The 17,410-nt window shown below is 68.3% G+C and carries 17 protein-coding genes; 3 read left to right on the top strand and 14 right to left on the bottom strand.

Annotation, left to right across the window (positions count from 1 at the left end; translation table 11 throughout):
- Positions 1-149: 149 nt before the first annotated feature.
- Positions 150-1,139 carry a type I pantothenate kinase gene (coaA, locus tag ACFVH5_RS07290; RefSeq protein ID WP_210882058.1) on the top strand — a complete coding sequence of 330 codons (990 nt, stop codon included), beginning with the start codon at positions 150-152 and terminating at the stop codon, positions 1,137-1,139.
- 43 nt (positions 1,140-1,182) lie between these two features.
- Positions 1,183-2,106 carry a DUF389 domain-containing protein gene (locus ACFVH5_RS07285; RefSeq protein WP_385832577.1) on the top strand — a complete coding sequence of 308 codons (924 nt, stop codon included), beginning with the start codon at positions 1,183-1,185 and terminating at the stop codon, positions 2,104-2,106.
- A gap of 159 nt (positions 2,107-2,265) precedes the next feature.
- On the opposite strand, the gene glmM is transcribed toward ACFVH5_RS07285, so the two are convergent.
- The 3 genes from glmM to rplM form a co-directional block, all read right to left on the bottom strand.
- A complete protein-coding gene (gene glmM / locus ACFVH5_RS07280; protein WP_384801281.1) occupies positions 2,266-3,624 on the bottom strand; it encodes a phosphoglucosamine mutase in 1,359 nt (452 codons plus the stop codon).
- Positions 3,625-4,010: 386 nt separating this feature from the next.
- Entirely contained in the window at positions 4,011-4,535 is a 525-nt protein-coding gene (gene rpsI, locus ACFVH5_RS07275; RefSeq protein WP_107022214.1) for a 30S ribosomal protein S9, read from the bottom strand.
- A gap of 46 nt (positions 4,536-4,581) precedes the next feature.
- Positions 4,582-5,025 carry a 50S ribosomal protein L13 gene (gene rplM / locus ACFVH5_RS07270; RefSeq protein WP_369233862.1) on the bottom strand — a complete coding sequence of 148 codons (444 nt, stop codon included), beginning with the start codon at positions 5,023-5,025 and terminating at the stop codon, positions 4,582-4,584.
- A gap of 379 nt (positions 5,026-5,404) precedes the next feature.
- On the opposite strand from rplM, the gene ACFVH5_RS07265 reads away from it, so the two are divergent.
- Positions 5,405-6,274, top strand: coding sequence for a hypothetical protein (locus ACFVH5_RS07265; RefSeq protein ID WP_384801278.1), 870 nt, complete (start codon positions 5,405-5,407; stop codon positions 6,272-6,274).
- A gap of 157 nt (positions 6,275-6,431) precedes the next feature.
- On the opposite strand, the gene ACFVH5_RS07260 is transcribed toward ACFVH5_RS07265, so the two are convergent.
- The 11 genes from ACFVH5_RS07260 to rpmJ form a co-directional block, all read right to left on the bottom strand.
- The gene (locus tag ACFVH5_RS07260; RefSeq protein WP_385832576.1) at positions 6,432-7,184 is read right to left on the bottom strand and encodes a polyprenol monophosphomannose synthase; all 753 of its coding nucleotides are present in this window, start codon (positions 7,182-7,184) and stop codon (positions 6,432-6,434) included.
- A gap of 4 nt (positions 7,185-7,188) precedes the next feature.
- Entirely contained in the window at positions 7,189-8,493 is a 1,305-nt protein-coding gene (locus tag ACFVH5_RS07255; protein WP_385832574.1) for a UDP-glucose dehydrogenase family protein, read from the bottom strand.
- An 88-nt stretch (positions 8,494-8,581) separates the two neighbouring features.
- Positions 8,582-10,435, bottom strand: a complete 1,854-nt coding sequence (locus ACFVH5_RS07250; RefSeq protein WP_385832573.1) for an ArnT family glycosyltransferase — start codon at positions 10,433-10,435, stop codon at positions 8,582-8,584.
- The gene (locus ACFVH5_RS07245; protein WP_385832572.1) at positions 10,435-11,460 is read right to left on the bottom strand and encodes a glycoside hydrolase family 26 protein; all 1,026 of its coding nucleotides are present in this window, start codon (positions 11,458-11,460) and stop codon (positions 10,435-10,437) included. Before ACFVH5_RS07245 ends, ACFVH5_RS07250 begins: the two co-directional genes overlap by 1 nt.
- Positions 11,460-12,875: a glycosyltransferase family 2 protein gene (locus ACFVH5_RS07240; protein ID WP_385832602.1), complete on the bottom strand. Its 1,416-nt coding sequence runs from the start codon at positions 12,873-12,875 to the stop codon at positions 11,460-11,462. The genes ACFVH5_RS07245 and ACFVH5_RS07240 overlap by 1 nt, the downstream gene beginning before the upstream one ends.
- Before the next feature lie 457 nt (positions 12,876-13,332).
- Positions 13,333-14,190, bottom strand: a complete 858-nt coding sequence (gene truA, locus ACFVH5_RS07235; RefSeq protein ID WP_385832571.1) for a tRNA pseudouridine(38-40) synthase TruA — start codon at positions 14,188-14,190, stop codon at positions 13,333-13,335.
- 146 nt (positions 14,191-14,336) lie between these two features.
- Positions 14,337-14,852, bottom strand: coding sequence for a 50S ribosomal protein L17 (gene rplQ / locus ACFVH5_RS07230; RefSeq protein ID WP_385832570.1), 516 nt, complete (start codon positions 14,850-14,852; stop codon positions 14,337-14,339).
- Between the two features lie 193 nt (positions 14,853-15,045).
- Positions 15,046-16,068 carry a DNA-directed RNA polymerase subunit alpha gene (locus ACFVH5_RS07225; RefSeq protein WP_003966937.1) on the bottom strand — a complete coding sequence of 341 codons (1,023 nt, stop codon included), beginning with the start codon at positions 16,066-16,068 and terminating at the stop codon, positions 15,046-15,048.
- Positions 16,069-16,190: 122 nt separating this feature from the next.
- Complete coding sequence (rpsK, locus tag ACFVH5_RS07220; protein WP_003956432.1) at positions 16,191-16,595, bottom strand: 30S ribosomal protein S11; 405 nt, start codon at positions 16,593-16,595, stop codon at positions 16,191-16,193.
- A 69-nt stretch (positions 16,596-16,664) separates the two neighbouring features.
- On the bottom strand, positions 16,665-17,045 hold the full coding sequence (gene rpsM / locus ACFVH5_RS07215; RefSeq protein WP_107022207.1) for a 30S ribosomal protein S13: 381 nt from the start codon (positions 17,043-17,045) through the stop codon (positions 16,665-16,667).
- 216 nt (positions 17,046-17,261) lie between these two features.
- Positions 17,262-17,375 (bottom strand): 50S ribosomal protein L36, encoded by a 114-nt coding sequence (gene rpmJ, locus ACFVH5_RS07210; RefSeq protein WP_003998809.1) that lies wholly within the window; start codon positions 17,373-17,375, stop codon positions 17,262-17,264.
- Positions 17,376-17,410 lie beyond the last annotated feature (35 nt).

Genomic DNA, 17,410 nt, shown 5'->3' with positions numbered 1-17,410 from the left:
ACCGGCGTCCCGGGAGGCGGCTCGCTCCCGGGTGGGCGGCACGCTATGCCCATGCGCCCCACCGGTCCAGGGTTCGGACGCACCCGAACAAAGGCCCGGCGTGACGGACTCCACCCGACGGTTCGTTCAAACTCCCGTAACAATGGACTGTGATCTCATCGGTCTCCTCGTTGCCGCGGAGCGCCCACCGGCCCAGGCCGGAGGCGACTCCCTACGTCGACCTCACCCGTGCTCAGTGGAGCGCGCTGCGTGAGAAGACACCCCTTCCGCTGACCGCCGAGGAGGTGGAGAGACTGCGCGGTCTCGGCGATGTCATCGACCTCGACGAGGTACGGGACATCTATCTGCCGCTGTCCCGGCTCCTGAACCTCTACGTGGGCGCGACCGACGGCCTGCGCGGCGCCCTGAACACCTTCCTCGGTGAGAAGGGGTCGCAGTCCGGTACGCCATTCGTGATAGGCGTGGCGGGTTCGGTCGCCGTCGGCAAGTCCACCGTCGCCCGCCTCCTCCAGGCCCTGCTGTCCCGCTGGCCGGAGCATCCGCGGGTCGAACGGGTCACCACGGACGGATTCCTGCTCCCCACGAAGGAGCTCCAGGCCCGCGGGCTGATGTCCAGGAAGGGCTTCCCCGAGTCGTACGACCGCCGGGCGCTCACCCGGTTCGTCGCCGACATCAAGGCGGGCAAGGACGAGGTGACGGCCCCCGTCTACTCCCACCTCATCTACGACATCGTCCCGGACGAGCGCCTCACCGTGCGCCGCCCGGACATCCTGATCGTCGAGGGCCTGAACGTCCTGCAGCCCGCCCTGCCCGGCAAGGACGGCCGCACCCGCGTCGGCCTCGCCGACTACTTCGACTTCAGCGTGTACGTGGACGCGCGGGAGGAGGACATCGAGCGCTGGTACCTGAACCGCTTCCGCCGGCTGCGCGAGACGGCGTTCCAGAACCCGTCCTCGTACTTCCGCAAGTACACCCAGGTCTCCGAGGAGGAGGCCCTCGACTACGCCCGCACCACCTGGCGAACGGTCAACAAGGTCAACCTCCTGGAGAACGTGGCCCCCACCCGAGGCAGAGCCACCCTGGTAGTGCGCAAGGGCCAGGACCACAAGGTCCAGAAGCTCAGCCTGCGCAAGCTCTGACCGTGACCCGGTCACCGTCGTCCGGCACGGCTACCCTGCCTCCATGCTGCACCTGCGCCTGATCACTCCGCCCGACCGGACCGAGGCGGTGATCCGCCTGATCGAGACGACCGTCGGCACGACCCATCTGGCGGTCGTGCCGGGCGCCGCCCGCAACCCCGTCGGCGACATCGTGATGGTCGACGTGGCGCGCGAGGCGGGCGACGACCTGATCGGCGGGCTGCGCGAGCTGAAGATCGACACGGACGGGTCGATCGCCGTCGAGGACATCGACCTGTCGCTGTCGCGGCACGCCGACAAGGCGGAGGACGACGCACCCGGGGAGGGCGCGGACGCGGTCCTGTGGGAGCAGCTGACGGAGGCGACGCACGAGGAGTCGACGCTCTCGGTCACCTACCTGGCCTTCATCACGCTCGCCACGATGATCGCGGCCTGCGGTGTGGTCCTCGACAACGCGATCCTGATCGTGGGCGCGATGGCGGTGGGCCCGGAGTTCGGCCCGCTGGCGGGGTTCAGCACGGCCGTGGTCCGGCGCCGGCCGCGCCTGGCCCTGCGCTCACTCACCGCTCTGCTGGTGGGATTCGCCGTGGCGATGGCCGTCACCGTGCTCTTCAGCCTGCTGATGGACGGCCTGGGTCTGTTCACCGAGGACATGCTGGAGGGCGACCGGCCCAACACGGCGTTCGTCTACGCGCCCGACGCGTTCTCGTTCGTCGTGGCGGTCCTCGCGGGCATCGCCGGCACGCTCTCCCTGACCTCGGCCAAGTCGGGCCTCCTGGTGGGCGTGGCCATCTCCGTCACCACGGTCCCGGCCGCCGCCAACGCGGCGGTCGCCCTCAGCTACGGAGACACGTCCCAGACCGTGGGCTCCACGAACCAGCTCCTCCTGAACCTGGCAGGCATCACCCTGGCAGGCACCCTCACCCTCCTGACCCAGAAATGGCTCTGGTCGAGACAGAGGCATTGAGAACCAAGAAGGGGCGCGGGGAACGGCGCAATCTTTCGCCTTCAGGGGGCGCCCCCCAAGGGGCGCGGGGAACTGCGCGACCAGCCACAACGCACCCGCACCCCGCGACGAACCCCGAGCCCCCACCCCGGGCCCGGGGCCCAGAACAAAACCCCCGGTTCAGCCGAGCGCGGACTTCACCGCGTCAGCAAGCCGCCCCGCCACGGACCGAGCCTGATCGATATCAGCAGCCTCGACCATGACCCGCACAAGCGGCTCGGTCCCGGAGGGCCGCAACAGCACCCGCCCGGTCGCGCCGAGCTCCCGCTCGGCCTCGGCCACGGCGGAAGCCAGCTCCGCGGACGTGGACACCCGCGACCGGTCGACATCGGGCACATTGATCAGCACCTGCGGCAACCGCTCCATCACGGACGCGAGCTCCCGCAACGTACGCCCGGTCTGCGCGACCCGGGCCGCCAGCAGCAACCCCGTCAGCGTCCCGTCCCCGGTGGTCGCGTGATCCAGGATGATCACGTGCCCGGACTGCTCACCGCCGAGCGCGTAGTCGTGGCGCTTCATCTCCTCCAGCACGTACCGGTCACCGACCCCGGTCTGTACGAGGGACACGCCTTCACGCTCCATGGCCAGCTTGAACCCGAGGTTCGACATGACCGTGGCGACCACGGTGTCGGACCGCAGCTCGGACCGCTCCCGCATCGCGAGGGCGAGCACGGCCAGGATCTGGTCCCCGTCGACCTCCGCACCGGTGTGGTCCACGGCGAGGCACCGGTCCGCGTCACCGTCGTGCGCGATGCCGAGATCGGCGCCGTGCTCGATGACGGCGGCCTTGAGCAGACCGAGGTGGGTGGAGCCGCAGCCGTCGTTGATGTTGAGGCCGTCGGGTTCGGCGCCGATCGTGACGATCTCGGCGCCCGCGCGCGTGAAGACCTCGGGCGAGACCCGTGCGGCAGCGCCGTGCGCCTCGTCGAGGACGACCTTCAGGCCGTCGAGGCGGTTCGGAACGGCGGCGAGGAGGTGGGCGACGTACTTCTCGAAGCCCTCCTCGTACGAGCGGACGCGCCCGACGCCGGAGCCGGTCGGCCGGTCCCAGGGAGCGCCGGTGCGGTGCTCCTCGTAGACGGACTCGATCCGGTCCTCCAGCTCGTCGGCGAGCTTGTGCCCGCCGCGGGCGAAGAACTTGACGCCGTTGTCCGGCATGGCGTTGTGGCTCGCGGAGAGCATCACACCGAGGTCGGCGCCGAGGGCGCCGGTGAGATACGCCACGGCGGGGGTCGGCAGGACGCCGACGAGCAGCACGTCCACTCCGGCGCTGGCGAGGCCGGCGACCACGGCGGCCTCCAGGAACTCCCCGGACGCACGCGGGTCCCGTCCGACCACCGCCGTCGGCCGGTGGCCTTCGAAGGTTCCCGCTTCGGCCAGTACGTGCGCCGCCGCCACGGAGAGGCCGAGCGTGAGCTCTGCCGTCAGATCCGCGTTGGCGACACCACGTACGCCGTCCGTCCCGAAGAGTCGTCCCACTGGTGTCCTCCGAACTTGCTCAGGCTCGATCAGTCTTGATCAGAATGTGCGACACGGCGTGCAACACCATGTGCTGCACGTGCGCCACGTACGGCCACGTACGCCACCATGTGCGGCTCGGCCGAAGGTCCCGCCCCGGCCCGGCACACGTCAGGTATATCCCCCGGGCCTGTCTGTCTCCCACGCCTGTTCCCAGGCTGTGGCCGAAAGGCCGCGGCACGCGGCTGCGACACCCGACCGGGGCACGCGACACGTGCCCCACCGGGTACCCCACAGCCTCTGACCCACGAGCGGTGCCACAGGTTGTGCCACAGATCGTGATAAACGAACGCCCCGGCGACACAGAACGTGCCGCCGGGGCGAGTCGTGCAAACAGCGAGCGGGATTTAGCGCTTGCTGTACTGCGGGGCCTTACGGGCCTTCTTGAGACCGGCCTTCTTGCGCTCGACCGCACGGTCGTCACGCTTGAGGTAACCGGCCTTCTTGAGGGCGCCGCGGTTGTTGTCCACGTCGGCCTCGTTCAGCGCGCGGGCCACGCCGAGGCGCAGGGCACCGGCCTGACCGGAGACGCCGCCACCCGAGATACGGGCGACAACGTCGTAGCGGCCGTCGAGTTCGAGCACCTTGAAGGGCTCGTTGACTTCCTGCTGGTGCACCTTGTTCGGGAAGTAGTCCTCGAGCGTGCGCCCGTTGACCTTCCACTTGCCGGTGCCCGGGACGATCCGGACGCGGGCGATGGCGTTCTTGCGACGGCCCAGGCCGGCGGCCGGCTGCGGGTCGCCGAAGCGGCCCGCGAGCGACTCCGAGGTGTACTCGCCCTCGACGACGGGGGCCTCGGACTCGGTGGTGTAGCTCTCGATGTCGACAGCCTCGGTCTCTTCGACCGGCTGCTCAACGGTGGTCTCGGCCACGATTCTCCTCAGATTCTGTTCAGTCTTAGGGGGGTGGTGGCCGGAACTACTGCGCGACCTGGGTGATCTCGAACGGCACCGGCTGCTGTGCAGCGTGCGGGTGCTGGTCGCCCGAGTAGACCTTCAGCTTCGAGAGCACCTGACGGCCCAGGGTGTTCTTGGGGATCATGCCCCGGATGGCCTTCTCGACGGCCTTCTCGGGGTTCTTCGCCAGCAGCTCGTCGTAACGGACGGAGCGCAGACCACCCGGGTAACCGGAGTGGCGGTACGCCAGCTTCTGGGTCTTCTTGTTGCCGGAGAGGTGCACCTTGTCGGCGTTGATGATGATGACGAAGTCACCAGCGTCGACGTGGGGGGCGTAAATCGGCTTGTGCTTGCCCCGCAGGATGTTCGCGGCAGTGGTGGCCAGACGACCCAGGACGACATCCTGGGCGTCGATGACGTACCACTGGCGAGTGATGTCGCCGGGCTTGGGGCTGAACGTACGCACGGTCATGCCTTCGCTTCTTCAGTGAGTGGGTCCTGACAATGGGCCACCACGGACGATGCACGACAGCCCTGGCGGACATCGGGACGCAACCGAGTCCTGCCGCTGGTCATCGGCCCGGTGGACCGGTGTAAGGGCCCCTCACGTGAGAATGAGCAAGCCAATACACATAACGAACCGCAAGAATACCTTCGGTGGCCCGTACGGGTCAAAACGCGTGCCGGAGGGCAGGCGCTCACCGGGTCCGAGCGTACCCGAGGCCTCTGAGATGCCCCCTTGCTCTCACTTTGCTCTCATTCGGGCTTGACACATCAGTGCTTCGAGTGCTGCGGGAGAGGACCAGCGGATCCCTTGTCCCCTTGTCCCGTCTAAGATGCGGCCCATGAGCTTTGGGCAGGGGGGACCCCAGTGGGGTTCCGGGGGATCGGGTTCTCAGCCGCCGCAGTGGAGCAATCGGTCTCCCGACTGGGCGGCGCTGGCCGAGGCGTCCGAAACGCGTAACCGGCGTCGCAGGTGGATGCTGGTCGGCGGCGGCGCCCTGGCCACCATCGCCGTGGGCGCGGCCGTCGCGGTGGCCGTGGTGTCGGCGGACGGCAAGGATCAGGCCTCCAACAAACCGGCCTCCGAGCTGCCCGCCTCCGCGGACATCCCCTCGGACACCGCCGGGACCGGTCCGTCCTTCGAGGCGACCTCCGCGCCGCCGCCGCTGGACCCGAAGGACTTCATATCCGATGTGAAGAAGGACACCGCGACGCTCGCGCCGGACATCCTCTTCCCGGGCACCCAGCTGACGATGGGCGAGACGGTCTACAAGAAGGGCGCGATGGCGTCCACGAAGAACTGCGCGTCGGCGGCCCAGGGCACGCTCGGCCCGGTCCTCACCAAGAACGACTGCACCCGCCTCATGCGCGTCACGTACTCGAAGGACGGGGTGGCCGTCACCGTCGGTGTGGCCGTCTTCGACAACGAGGCGAAGGCGCTCAGGGCGAAGACCGACGCCGACAAGCAGAGCGTCGTCCAGTCCCTCACCGGTGAGGGCGTCCCCGTCTTCTGCCGCTCGGCGATCTGCCGTTCGACGACGAACTCGTACGGCCGCTACGCCTACTTCACGGTCGCCGGCTTCACCAACGCCAAGGACGTCACCGAGAAGGACGCCAAGGTCTTCACCACAGGCGACGACCTGGCCGAATTCACCTTCCGCCAAATCCGCCGCAGAGGCGAGGCCCAGGCTTCAGCGGCAGCCAACGGATAAGGGGCGCGGGGAACGGCGCAATCTTTTGCCTTTACGGGGCCGCAGGCCCCCAAGGGGCGCGGGGAACTGCGCGACCGGCCCCCACCGGCCCGCACCCGACGACCCACCCCCGGCACCCCTCCCGGCCGGAGGCCAAGGCCAGGCCAAGGCCCGGAGGTCAGTCCCTCTTGAGACGCAACTTGACCGGCACCAACGCCGACTCCAGCTGCGTACGAAGAGTCATCTTCGAAACCCCTTCGGTCCGTTCCTCGAACCGAATGGGAATCTCCACCGCACTGTGCCCGGCCCGAACGGCCTTGTACTTCAGCTCGACCTGAAAGCTGTACCCCGCGCTGTCCAGCGAGTAAAGATCCACGTCGTTCAACGCCCGCGCGGACCACAGGTTGAACCCCGCGGTGATGTCCCGGATCTTCGTGCCGAGCACGGTCCGCGCGTACCGGTTCGCGAACCGCGACAACAGCACGCGATGCGCCCCCCAGTCCTCGTCGAGCGAGCCCCCCTCGACATACCGGCTCCCGATGACCAGCCCGACCTCCGTGGCCACGGCGGTGCCCAGCATGCGCGGCACCGCCTCCACGGGATGGCTGCCGTCGGCGTCCATCTGCACCACGTACTCCGCGCCCTCGTCGACCGCGGCGGTCATGCCCGCCACGTACGCGCGCCCGAGCCCGTCCTTCTCGGTGCGGTGCAGCACGCTCATCCGGCGCCGCCCGTCCGCGTTGTACTTCTCCGCCAGTTCCTCGGCGATCCGGCCCGTACCGTCCGGACTGGAGTCGTCCACCGCCTTCAAGTGCAGCCCGTTGAGCGGCAGTTGAAGCACCGCCTCGGCCATTCTCGGCAGATTGGCGGCCTCGTTGTACGTGGGCATCACGATCGTGACGCGCACGTCGCCGAATGTCTCGTACGTCATGTCCCTAACCCTCCCCACCCGGCGCGGGTCTACCCGGCGCCCGGAACTCCCAGCCCGCCGCGGCCCATGTGGCCATGTCGAGCGTCCCCCTGCCGTCCACGATCCGTGGACGGGAGACCAAGGTGCGGGCCCGCTCGGGAGCGAGCTCGCGGAACTGCGGCCATTCGGTCAGATGCAGCACGAGATCGGCTCCGCGCAGCGCCTCCTCGGCCGACAGCGCGTACCCGAGCAACGGATACGCCTTGCGGGCGTTGTCCATCGCCGCCGGGTCGTAGACCGTGACATCAGCACCGCCGAGGTGCAAGCGGGCGGCCACGTTCAGCGCGGGCGAGTCGCGGATGTCGTCGGAGTCCGGCTTGAAGGCCGCTCCGAGCACGGCGATCCGCGCCCCGAGAACCGTGCCCCCGCACAGTTCGCGGGCCAGCTCGACCACCCGGTCGCGGCGCCGCATGTTGATCGCGTCGACCTCGCGCAGGAACGCCAGGGACACCCCCAGCTCGTCGGCGCGGTGCGCGAAGGCCCGGATGTCCTTGGGCAGGCAGCCGCCGCCGAAGCCGACGCCGGCCCGCAGGAACTTCTTCCCGATGCGGTCGTCGTGGCCGATCGCCTCCGCGAGTACGGAGACATCGCCGCCCGCGGCCTCGCACACCTCCGCCATGGCGTTGATGAACGAGATCTTGGTGGCGAGGAAGGCGTTCGCGGCCGTCTTGACCAGCTCGGCGGTCGGGAAGTCGGCGGTGACCACCGGTGTTCCCGCGTCGATGACGGGCGCGTACACCGCGCGCAGCAGCGTTTCGGCGCGCTCGGAGCCGATGCCGAGGACCAGCCGGTCGGGCCGCAGGGTGTCCTCGACGGCGAAGCCCTCGCGCAGGAACTCCGGGTTCCAGGCGATCTCCACGCCGGTGTGGGTGTCCGCGAGGCGCTGGGCCGTGCCCACGGGCACGGTCGACTTGCCCACCAGGAGCGCGCCCTCGCCCGCGTACCTGGCCATCGACGCGAACGCCGAGTCCACGTACCGCAGGTCGGCGCCCTCGGAGTCCTTCCTCTGCGGGGTGCCCACGCAGAGGAAGTGCACCTCGCCGAAGGCCGCGGCCTCCTCGTAGGACGTGGTGAAGCGCAGCCGCCCGCTCGCCGTGTGCCGGGCGAGCAGTTCGGGCAGCACGGGTTCGTGGAACGGCACCCGCCCCGCCTGCAGGGCGGCGACCTTCTCCGGGTCGACGTCGACCCCGAGCACCTCGTGCCCGAGCTCCGCCATACAGGCGGCGTGGGTGGCACCGAGATAGCCGGTGCCGATGACGGTGAGCCGCATGGCACTGCCTTTCGTACGGAAGAGTCAGCTGGTGGACCCAGCGCGGGACAGGGGGAACGGCCGCGTCCAGGACGGCTTCAGGACGTTTTCAGGACGTCTTGATCCAGATCCGGTAGGTCCCCGTGCCGCTGGAGTTGCGCCACGGCACGTCGGCGAGCAGCCGGTAGTGCGGGTTGCCCCTGACGGCCCCGGCGATGACGTCGTCGACCCGCGGGTTGGTGATCCCGTCGAGGACGATCAGATCGAACTCGCCGTCGCGCAGCGCCGCGCGATAGGCCTCGTCGCCGGTGTAGTACGTGCCCTTCTTGGCCTTGTACTCCATGCCGAAGACGCTCTGCCACTGACTGTGGTCGGTCTTGTCGCGCAGGTAGTAGACGGGCACCTCGGGCGTGGAGCTGAGGTAGTGGCCCTTGTCGTCCACGTGCGACTGGATCGTGCGGATCATCTTCGACGAGTCGGGCCAGACGCCGAAGCGCCAGTCCGCCTGCGAGATGCCCAGGCACAGCACGGCCGTCCACAGCATGATGCCGAGCTGCGGATAGCGGAAGTGCGCGCCGACGAGCCGTGTCACACCGACGCCCGCCATCGGGGCGGCGAAGAGCAGCCCGAAGCCGACGTGCTTGAACAGCGAGACCACGGTGCCCAGATGGATCTGGTACGCCGATGCCAGCACGGCCGTGCCGCACAGGAGCAGCCCCATCAGGGCGCGCCAGCGCCAGCCGGGGTTGCCGAGCCGCTGCGCCAGCGGCGACTCGTTCATCCGGCTGCGCCGGACGTACGAGATCGCGCCGCCGACCGCCGCCAGGAACATCAGTCCGCCCCACTCGGCCGAGCGCTGCAGCAGGAACGCCGCGCTGTCGGTGCCGTGGGCACGGTTGGTGGTGGTCTGCTGGATGCCCGCGAGCAGATCGGTGGTGTACATACCGATCCCGGCCAGCGCGCCCATGCCGAGACCGAGCAGCAGCATGCGCAGCACGGCCGACCTGGCCCCGCGGTAGGGCCAGGCGGTCAGCAGCGCCAGCACGACGATGGTCGGCAGATAGAGCGCCGCCGCGTACTTCACCCCCACCGCGAGGACCGCGACGGGCGCGGCGAGCAGCACCGCGTAGGCCGGCGCCCGGTTCGTACGGACGACGATCCAGACGGCGAGGGCCAGCAGGAACACCGCCGCCGCGTCGTAGGTCGCGAAGAAGCCCATGACGACGGTCGACTGGACCACCGAGAACAGCGCGGCGGCGGCGAGCGCGGCCCGTTCGTTGAACATCCGCCGCGAGAACGAGTACAGCAGCCCGGTGGTGAAGAGCATGAGGACCAGGCTGAGCACGCGCGCGCCGGTGAGCCCGAACTGCCCGTCCACGAGCGCCGCGAGCACCGGGTAGAGCTGCGGCGATCCCGAGAAGTACGCGGCGTAGTCGATGGGCAGCGGGGTGCCGTTGAGCAGGTGGTCCAGCTCCGCGTGCCCGGCCGCCAGATACAGCGCCTCGTCCTGGAACGCCGTGTTGGACAGCCGCAGCGACAGCACCGTCTGGATCAGCAGGATGCACAGCAGCACGGCCCGGCTGACCCAGGCCCGTCGCCGGCTCGCCGCCATGTCCCAGCCCGCCTCGGGCGTGACAGGGATGTGGTACGAGGGCTCGGCGGGCGTCTCCTCGACGGTGTGCAGTGCGTACGTCGGCTGGTCCTCGTGCTGCCGCTGCTCGGGAATCCCCGGCACGTACTGCTGCTGACCGTGCTGCTGCGGGTACGCGGTCCGTGTGCCGTACCCATGGCCCTGCGCGGGCTGCCCGTCGGAGTTGAACCAGGAGGCCGAGTCGCTCTCCCCGTAAGGATCGGCGTAGGGATCGGCGTACGGGTCCCCGAACCGGTCCCCGTACTGCTGATGCCCGTGCTGCTGGTCCCCGTACGGCCGGCCGTCGTACTGATGGTTCTGGCTGCGATTCATCACGGCTTCCGAACGTCGAAGCCGAACACGTCGTCGGCGGCCAGTCGCTTGAACTCCTTGAGGGCCAGCGGGCTGACCTTCAGCCGCCAGTCGGCGCGCTTCTTGTGGTCGAACCACACGAATCCGAGCATGTCGTCGTCCGCCGCGACCCCGGCGAACAGGTTCCGCACGTCGGCCCGGCGGCGTTCGCCCGGCTCGGCGGCCGTCTCCAGGATCAGCGTCGGCTTCTTCGTGAAGGTCCGGATCTCGTCCAGGGTCGGCCCGAAGACGCTCTGGTAGGCGTTGTCCTCTTCGAGCGTGAAGTAGCCGATCACGCCCACCCAGTCGACATAGCCGTCGCCCGGGTAGTACGGCTCCAGCTCGACGCTCTCGACCGGGTTGACGATGTTGGGCGACCAGGCCCAGATGACGTTGGAGGCGCCGGCGTCCGTGAACGTGTCGTGGATGTGCTTCCACGCGGCCACGTACTGCTTCGGCGTGACGTACTTGGTGCCCCACTTCTCCCAGTGGCCGTTCATCTCGTCGGCGAAGGAGATCACGACGGGCAGGTTCAGCTTGCGCACCGAGGCCGCGTACTTCTTGAGGTACGCGTCCTTCTCACCGGCCGCGATGTCGGCGAGCGTGACGTCGAACGGCTCCCAGGAGACCAGGGTCAGCGCGCCCTCGGCCCAGGCGTTGCGCACACCCCGGGCGTCGAAGCCGTCGCCCCAGGCCGCGTAGTACTCGATGAGGTTCGGCTGCTTGCCGGTCATCGCGGTGTAGGCGTCGACGCCCTTCATCGAGTTCGGCGCCCCGTCGACGGCCGCGCCGAAGAACTTGTTCGCGGGCTTGAGCAGGGGCATCACGTCGTAGGGGAGGTCGGCGTCCGTGCCCTGCGCGTCCTCGCCCGCGCCCTGCGAGACACCGCCCTCGGACGAGGCCGAGGTACCGGAGTCGTCGAGCAGGGAGCAGCCGCTCAGCGTGAGCAGCGCGGACAGGGCCAGCGCGCAGCCGGCCACGGTCGTACGTACACGTGTCAGGAACATCAGACGGCGCTCTCCGCTCGGGGCTGCACCAGGACCCGGCCCACGACGAGGGCGTAGAAGAGTCCGGTGGAAAGGATGAGGGCGAAGTCGGGGGCGTTCATCGTGAAGAGCCGCCACACCGCGGCGCCCACCCAGATCAGGGCGGTACCGCCGCCCCAGACCCACATGCCGATCCAGAAGCGGCGGGTCTTGTTCTTCTTCGCGCCGGCGGAACCGGTGGGCTGCCAGCCCATGCGGTTCTTGCGCAGGATGTCGTAGATCGCGAAGAAGTGCGCCCAGCCGTACATCATGCGGGCCGCCCACGCCTCCAGGCGGTAGGGGGCCTTGTGCCACATCGGAAAGATGATCGTGGTGTACAGGATGCTCGGCAGCACCAGGAGCAGATGCTCGACCTTCAGCTTGTCCGGCATCATCAGCAGCAGCACGACGGGGATCACGGGCGCCGCGAACGTGAACAGCGCCGTGTGGATGTAGTAGAAGAAGCCCGACATGTAGCAGAGCCGGCTGGAGAACTTGATCTTCCGCTGCCAGAACTTCCTGCTGCCCATGAGGCTCATGGACCCCGAGCACCAGCGGTACTGCTGGTTGAAGAAGGCGCCCGCGCTGTCCGGGCACACACCCGTGGACACGGCGACGGGGATGTACCGCAGGTCCCAGCCGAGGCCGCGCAGGTCGAAGCCCGTGTGAACGTCCTCGGAGTGCTCGATCAGCGTCGTGCCGCCGTTGTCGTTCAGCGCCGCCCGCCGGTAGATGGCGCACGAGCCGACGCAGATCGCGCCGTCGCTGCCCTGCCGGGAGACCTGCACGGAGCGGTAGAACAGCTCCTGCACCGCGCCCGCGCCGCGCTCGATCCAGTTCTGCGAGTCCAGGACACGGAAGTACTGCGGCGACTGGACGATCCCGGTCTTCGGGTTCTCGTCCATGTACGGCAGCATCTCTTCGAGCAGGTCCGCGCGCGGGGTGAAGTCGGCGTCGAGAATGAGGACGAACTCCCCGTCCGACTGCTCGAAGCCGAAGTGCATGTTGCCGGCCTTCTTGAACCAGCCACGGTTCTCCCGGGTCCCGTAACGGAACCCGAAGTCGTGGGCCATCGCCTCAAGGTCGGCACTCGCGCCGTCGTCGAGCACGAAGGGCACGCAGACACCGGGATAGCGGTCGGCCATCGCCCGCACATGGGTCCAGGTGTTGTGCAGGACCTCGATGGGCTCGCCGCACACCGGCAGGAAGACGTCCACCGACGGGTAGATCGCGGGCCGCCAGTTCGCCACCAGCGCCCGGTGGTGCTTGATGTCGAAGTCCCGGGTGAAGCCGTTCACCCGCAGCGAGATCAGGTAGTAGATCACCGTGAACACGAGGAGCGGTGTGTAGATCCACAGCACGGGAGTCGACTGCGCGAGCTTGAACTGGCTCATGATCAGACAGCAGAAGCTGATCAGCGAACTGATCGTCAGGATCCACAGGTGCCGTCTGGCGTAGGAGTACTTCTCCCTCTCCGTCGGCGGCAGAGGCAGCAGCCCGAGCGATGCCTGGCCGCCGCGCCCAGCCCTCCGTTTCCCGGTCCGGCGCGTGCTGCGCCGCCCCCCGGTCCGCACAGGACCTACTGATGTCATGAAAAAACCCACCCCCGGGCATGCAGAAGCCCGATGATCCCCACCCCTTGCCCGGCCACCCCATTCGAACAACAGGCCGGGCCGCGAAACTATAACCGAGTTTCAAGAGGTTCGTAAGATTCGCGTGAGGAAGTAAGTCAGACATGACGCCCTACATCCGATATAAGGCGCCAACATCCGTGTTACGGCTTGATTTCACCGAGGTCCACAAGGGGCGATTTGCGAGGCGGGGGCGGGGCTCCTCAGCAGTATCCACGGGTGTTCAGCAGCACGCGGCCCCCGGCAGGGTCCGTCGGTTGCGTGCCTCCTTGTTCCGCGCGGCGAGCAGTTCGTCGGCCGGATACCCGACCTCTTCGAGGGTCAGCCCGTGCGGCCGCACCACATGCACCGCGGAGTCCCGCACACCCGCGGCCAGCACCTTCGCCGGCCAGTCGGCCCCGCGGTGCCCGTCCCCCACGAAGAGCAGCGCCCCGATCAGCGACCGCACCATGTTGTGGCAGAAGGCGTCGGCCCGCACGGTGGCAGTGATCACACCGTCCTCCCCCCGTTCGAGCCGCAGCTCCTGGAGCGTACGGATGGTCGTCGCGCCCTCCCGCTTCTTGCAGTAGGCGGCGAAGTCGTACTCGCCGAGCAGCCCCCGGGCCGCCTCGTTCATGGCGTCGACGTCGAGCGGCCAGTCGTGCCACAGGACATGGCTGCGCAGCAGCGGGTCGACCCCGCCGGGGTTGTCGGTGACGCGATACGCGTACCGCCGCCACATCGCCGAGAACCGCGCGTTGAACCCGCTCGGCGCCTCGGCCAGGGCCCACACCCGTACGTCCTTGGGCAGCCGCCCGGCCATCCGCTTGAGCAGCTTCTCCTGGTGCTCGGCCCACAGCTCCTCGGGCAGATCGACATGCGCCACCTGCCCTCTGGCGTGCACGCCGGCATCGGTCCGCCCGGCCACGGTCAGGTCGTAGTTCGTCCCGCCCGACCGCGTGACGGTCCGCAGCGCGTCCTCGATCTCTCCCTGCACGGTCCTGCGGCCACTGGCCTGCTTGGCCCACCCGGAGAACTCGCTCCCGTCGTACGAGACGTCCATCCGGACCCGCACATGCCCGGCCGCCACTTCGTCACTCACCCAGAAATCCTCTCAGGAACACGAAAGCGGGCCCGCTCCTGAAAAGGAACGGACCCACTCAAGCAAGCCCCCGTAGGGGCGCGGGGAACTGCGCGACCAGTCACGACGAAGCCGCAGCCGCCGACAAACAGTCCCCCGCGGAACGCTTACGCGTCCTTGGACTCCTCGGCAGCCTCGTCACCCTTGGCCACGTCGACCTTGGCGTCCTCGACCGGAGTCTCCTCGGCCTTGGTCTCGACCTCGGCGTCCTTCGCGGAGCGCTTCGTCGCCGCCTCGGCCTCACCGGTGGCCTGCTGGGCCACGGTCAGGGCCTCCACCAGCTCGATGATCGCCATGGGCGCGTTGTCGCCACGACGGTTACCGATCTTGGTGATACGGGTGTAGCCACCCGGGCGGTTCTCGTAGCGCGGGCCGATCTCGGTGAAGAGCGTGTGCACGATGCTCTTGTCCGTGATGATCGACAGCACCTGACGGCGGTTGTGAAGGTCGCCCTTCTTCGCCTTGGTGACCAGACGCTCGGCGTACGGCCGCAGCCGGCGGGCCTTCGCCTCGGTGGTCGTGATCTTGCCGTGCTCGAAGAGCGACTTCGCGAGGTTCGCGAGGAGCAGCTTCTCGTGCGCGGCACTGCCGCCCAGACGGGCGCCCTTGGCAGGCTTCGGCATGGTGTTTCTCCTAGGTGTCTGCCCCGGCCGTATCAGGTACCGAGGTCAGTGTCCGAGCAGGCGATCGCCTGTCGAAGATCCAGGGCAGCCTCGAAGAGGCGCCCTGGAAGGGGCGCGGGGAACTGCGCGACCAGCCACAGCGCACCCGCAGCCAGAACTCAACCGATCCAGCGAAGCGATCTCGCGGAACGGCTCAGTACTGCTCGGTCTCCACGAACCCGGCGTCCGCGTCGTCGTCCGCACCGAAGGCGTCCGCGGCAGCGGTGGGGTCGAACCCGGGAGGCGAGTCCTTGAGCGCAAGACCCATGCCCGCGAGCTTGGCCTTGACCTCGTCGATGGACTTCGCACCGAAGTTACGGATGTCGAGCAGGTCCGCCTCGGACCGCGCCACGAGCTCACCCACGGAGTGGATGCCCTCACGCTTGAGGCAGTTGTACGACCGAACGGTGAGCTCAAGCTCCTCGATCGGCAGGGCGAGATCAGCGGCGAGGGCGGCGTCCGTCGGGGACGGGCCCATGTCGATGCCCTCGGCGTCGATGTTGAGCTCGCGCGCCAGACCGAACAGCTCGACCAGGGTCTTACCGGCCGACGCCATGGCGTCACGGGGACGCATGGCCTGCTTGGTCTCGACGTCGACGATCAGCTTGTCGAAGTCGGTGCGCTGCTCGACACGCGTCGCCTCGACCTTGTACGTGACCTTGAGAACCGGCGAGTAGATCGAGTCGACCGGGATGCGCCCGATCTCCTGACCGACCTGCTTGTTCTGCACGGCGGAGACGTAGCCGCGACCGCGCTCGACGGTCAGCTCCATCTCCAGCTTGCCCTTGCCGTTGAGCGTGGCGAGGACGAGGTCGGGGTTGTGCACCTCGACACCGGCGGGCGGGGCGATGTCGGCGGCGGTGACGAGACCGGGTCCCTGCTTGCGCAGGTACATGACGACGGGCTCATCGTGCTCGCTGGAGACGACCAGCTGCTTGATGTTGAGGATGAGGTCGGTGACGTCCTCCTTGACACCGGGCACGGTGGTGAACTCGTGCAGGACGCCGTCGATCCGGATGCTGGTGACAGCGGCACCGGGGATCGAGGAGAGGAGCGTACGACGGAGGGAGTTGCCGAGGGTGTAGCCGAAGCCCGGCTCCAGCGGCTCGATCACGAACCGGGAGCGGAATTCGTCGACGACCTCTTCGGTCAGCGACGGGCGCTGGGCAATAAGCATGCTGCGATCCTTCAGTCATGGGCACCCACTATTTGATGCCCTGCTGGTACTGCAAGGGTACGGGCGGCACGCCTCCGAAGAGCCGTACCGCCCGAACCCAGGAAAACTAAGACAACCGTGCGTCAGACGCGACGGCGCTTGGGCGGACGGCAGCCGTTGTGCGGCGTGGGCGTCACGTCCTGGATCGAGCCGACCTCGAGGCCGGTCGCCTGCAGCGAACGGATGGCGGTCTCACGACCGGAACCCGGACCCTTGACGAAGACATCGACCTTGCGCATGCCGTGCTCCTGCGCGCGACGGGCGGCCGACTCGGCGGCCATCTGCGCGGCGAACGGAGTGGACTTGCGCGAGCCCTTGAAGCCGACGTGGCCGGCGGAGGCCCAGGAGATCACGTTGCCCGAGGGGTCCGTGATCGAGACGATGGTGTTGTTGAACGTGCTCTTGATGTGCGCGTGGCCGTGAGCGACGTTCTTCTTTTCCTTGCGGCGCACCTTCTTGGCAGCGCCCTGACGACCCTTGGGGGGCATCTATAACTCCTACGGGGAGGTGGTCGGTCCTACAGCGAAGACCGCTGATGAAGCGTTGTCCGCTGAGGACTACTTCTTGCCCGGCTTCTTCTTGCCGGCGATGGCGCGACGCGGGCCCTTGCGGGTACGAGCGTTCGTGCTGGTGCGCTGGCCGTGGACGGGCAGGCCACGACGGTGGCGCAGACCCTGGTAGCAGCCGATCTCGACCTTGCGGCGGATGTCGGCCTGAACCTCACGGCGGAGGTCACCCTCGGTCTTGAAGTTGTTGTCCACGTACTCGCGGATCCGGACCAGCTCCTCCTCGGAGAGGTCACGGACGCGGGTGTTGGGGTTGACGCCGGTGTCGGCCAGCGTCTTCTGCGAGAGGGTTCGGCCGATGCCGAACACGTAGGTGAGGGCAACCTCCACGCGCTTTTCGCGCGGGATGTCAACACCGGAAACGCGTGCCATTCAATGGCTCCAGTTGTCGTTCGGAGGTCTTCCACAGAACCGGCTCCCGCCCGCCGTCGTCTTCCGAGGTGAACACCTCGAAGATTCGGTACGACCCGGGTCCCCGGCCTCCGACCGGGGGTGTCGGATCACTGCGCACAGTGGATCCGGGCTCTGCGTATGAACATGTTCGTGCGTCGCGCGAAGTTCTGCGGGTGCAGAAGGTGCGGTCGTGCGTCAGCCCTGGCGCTGCTTGTGGCGCGGGTTTTCGCAAATGACCATGACCCGGCCGTGACGGCGGATCACCCTGCACTTGTCGCAGATCTTCTTGACGCTCGGCTTGACCTTCATGGTGAGGTTCTCCGGGTCAGTGCCATCACCCCGCT

This window comes from Streptomyces sp. NPDC127119 (assembly GCF_042677425.1).
In the GTDB taxonomy this organism is placed as follows: domain Bacteria; phylum Actinomycetota; class Actinomycetes; order Streptomycetales; family Streptomycetaceae; genus Streptomyces.
The sequence above is the reverse complement of the archived record's forward strand: the minus strand, read 5'-3'. Positions and strand labels throughout refer to the sequence as shown.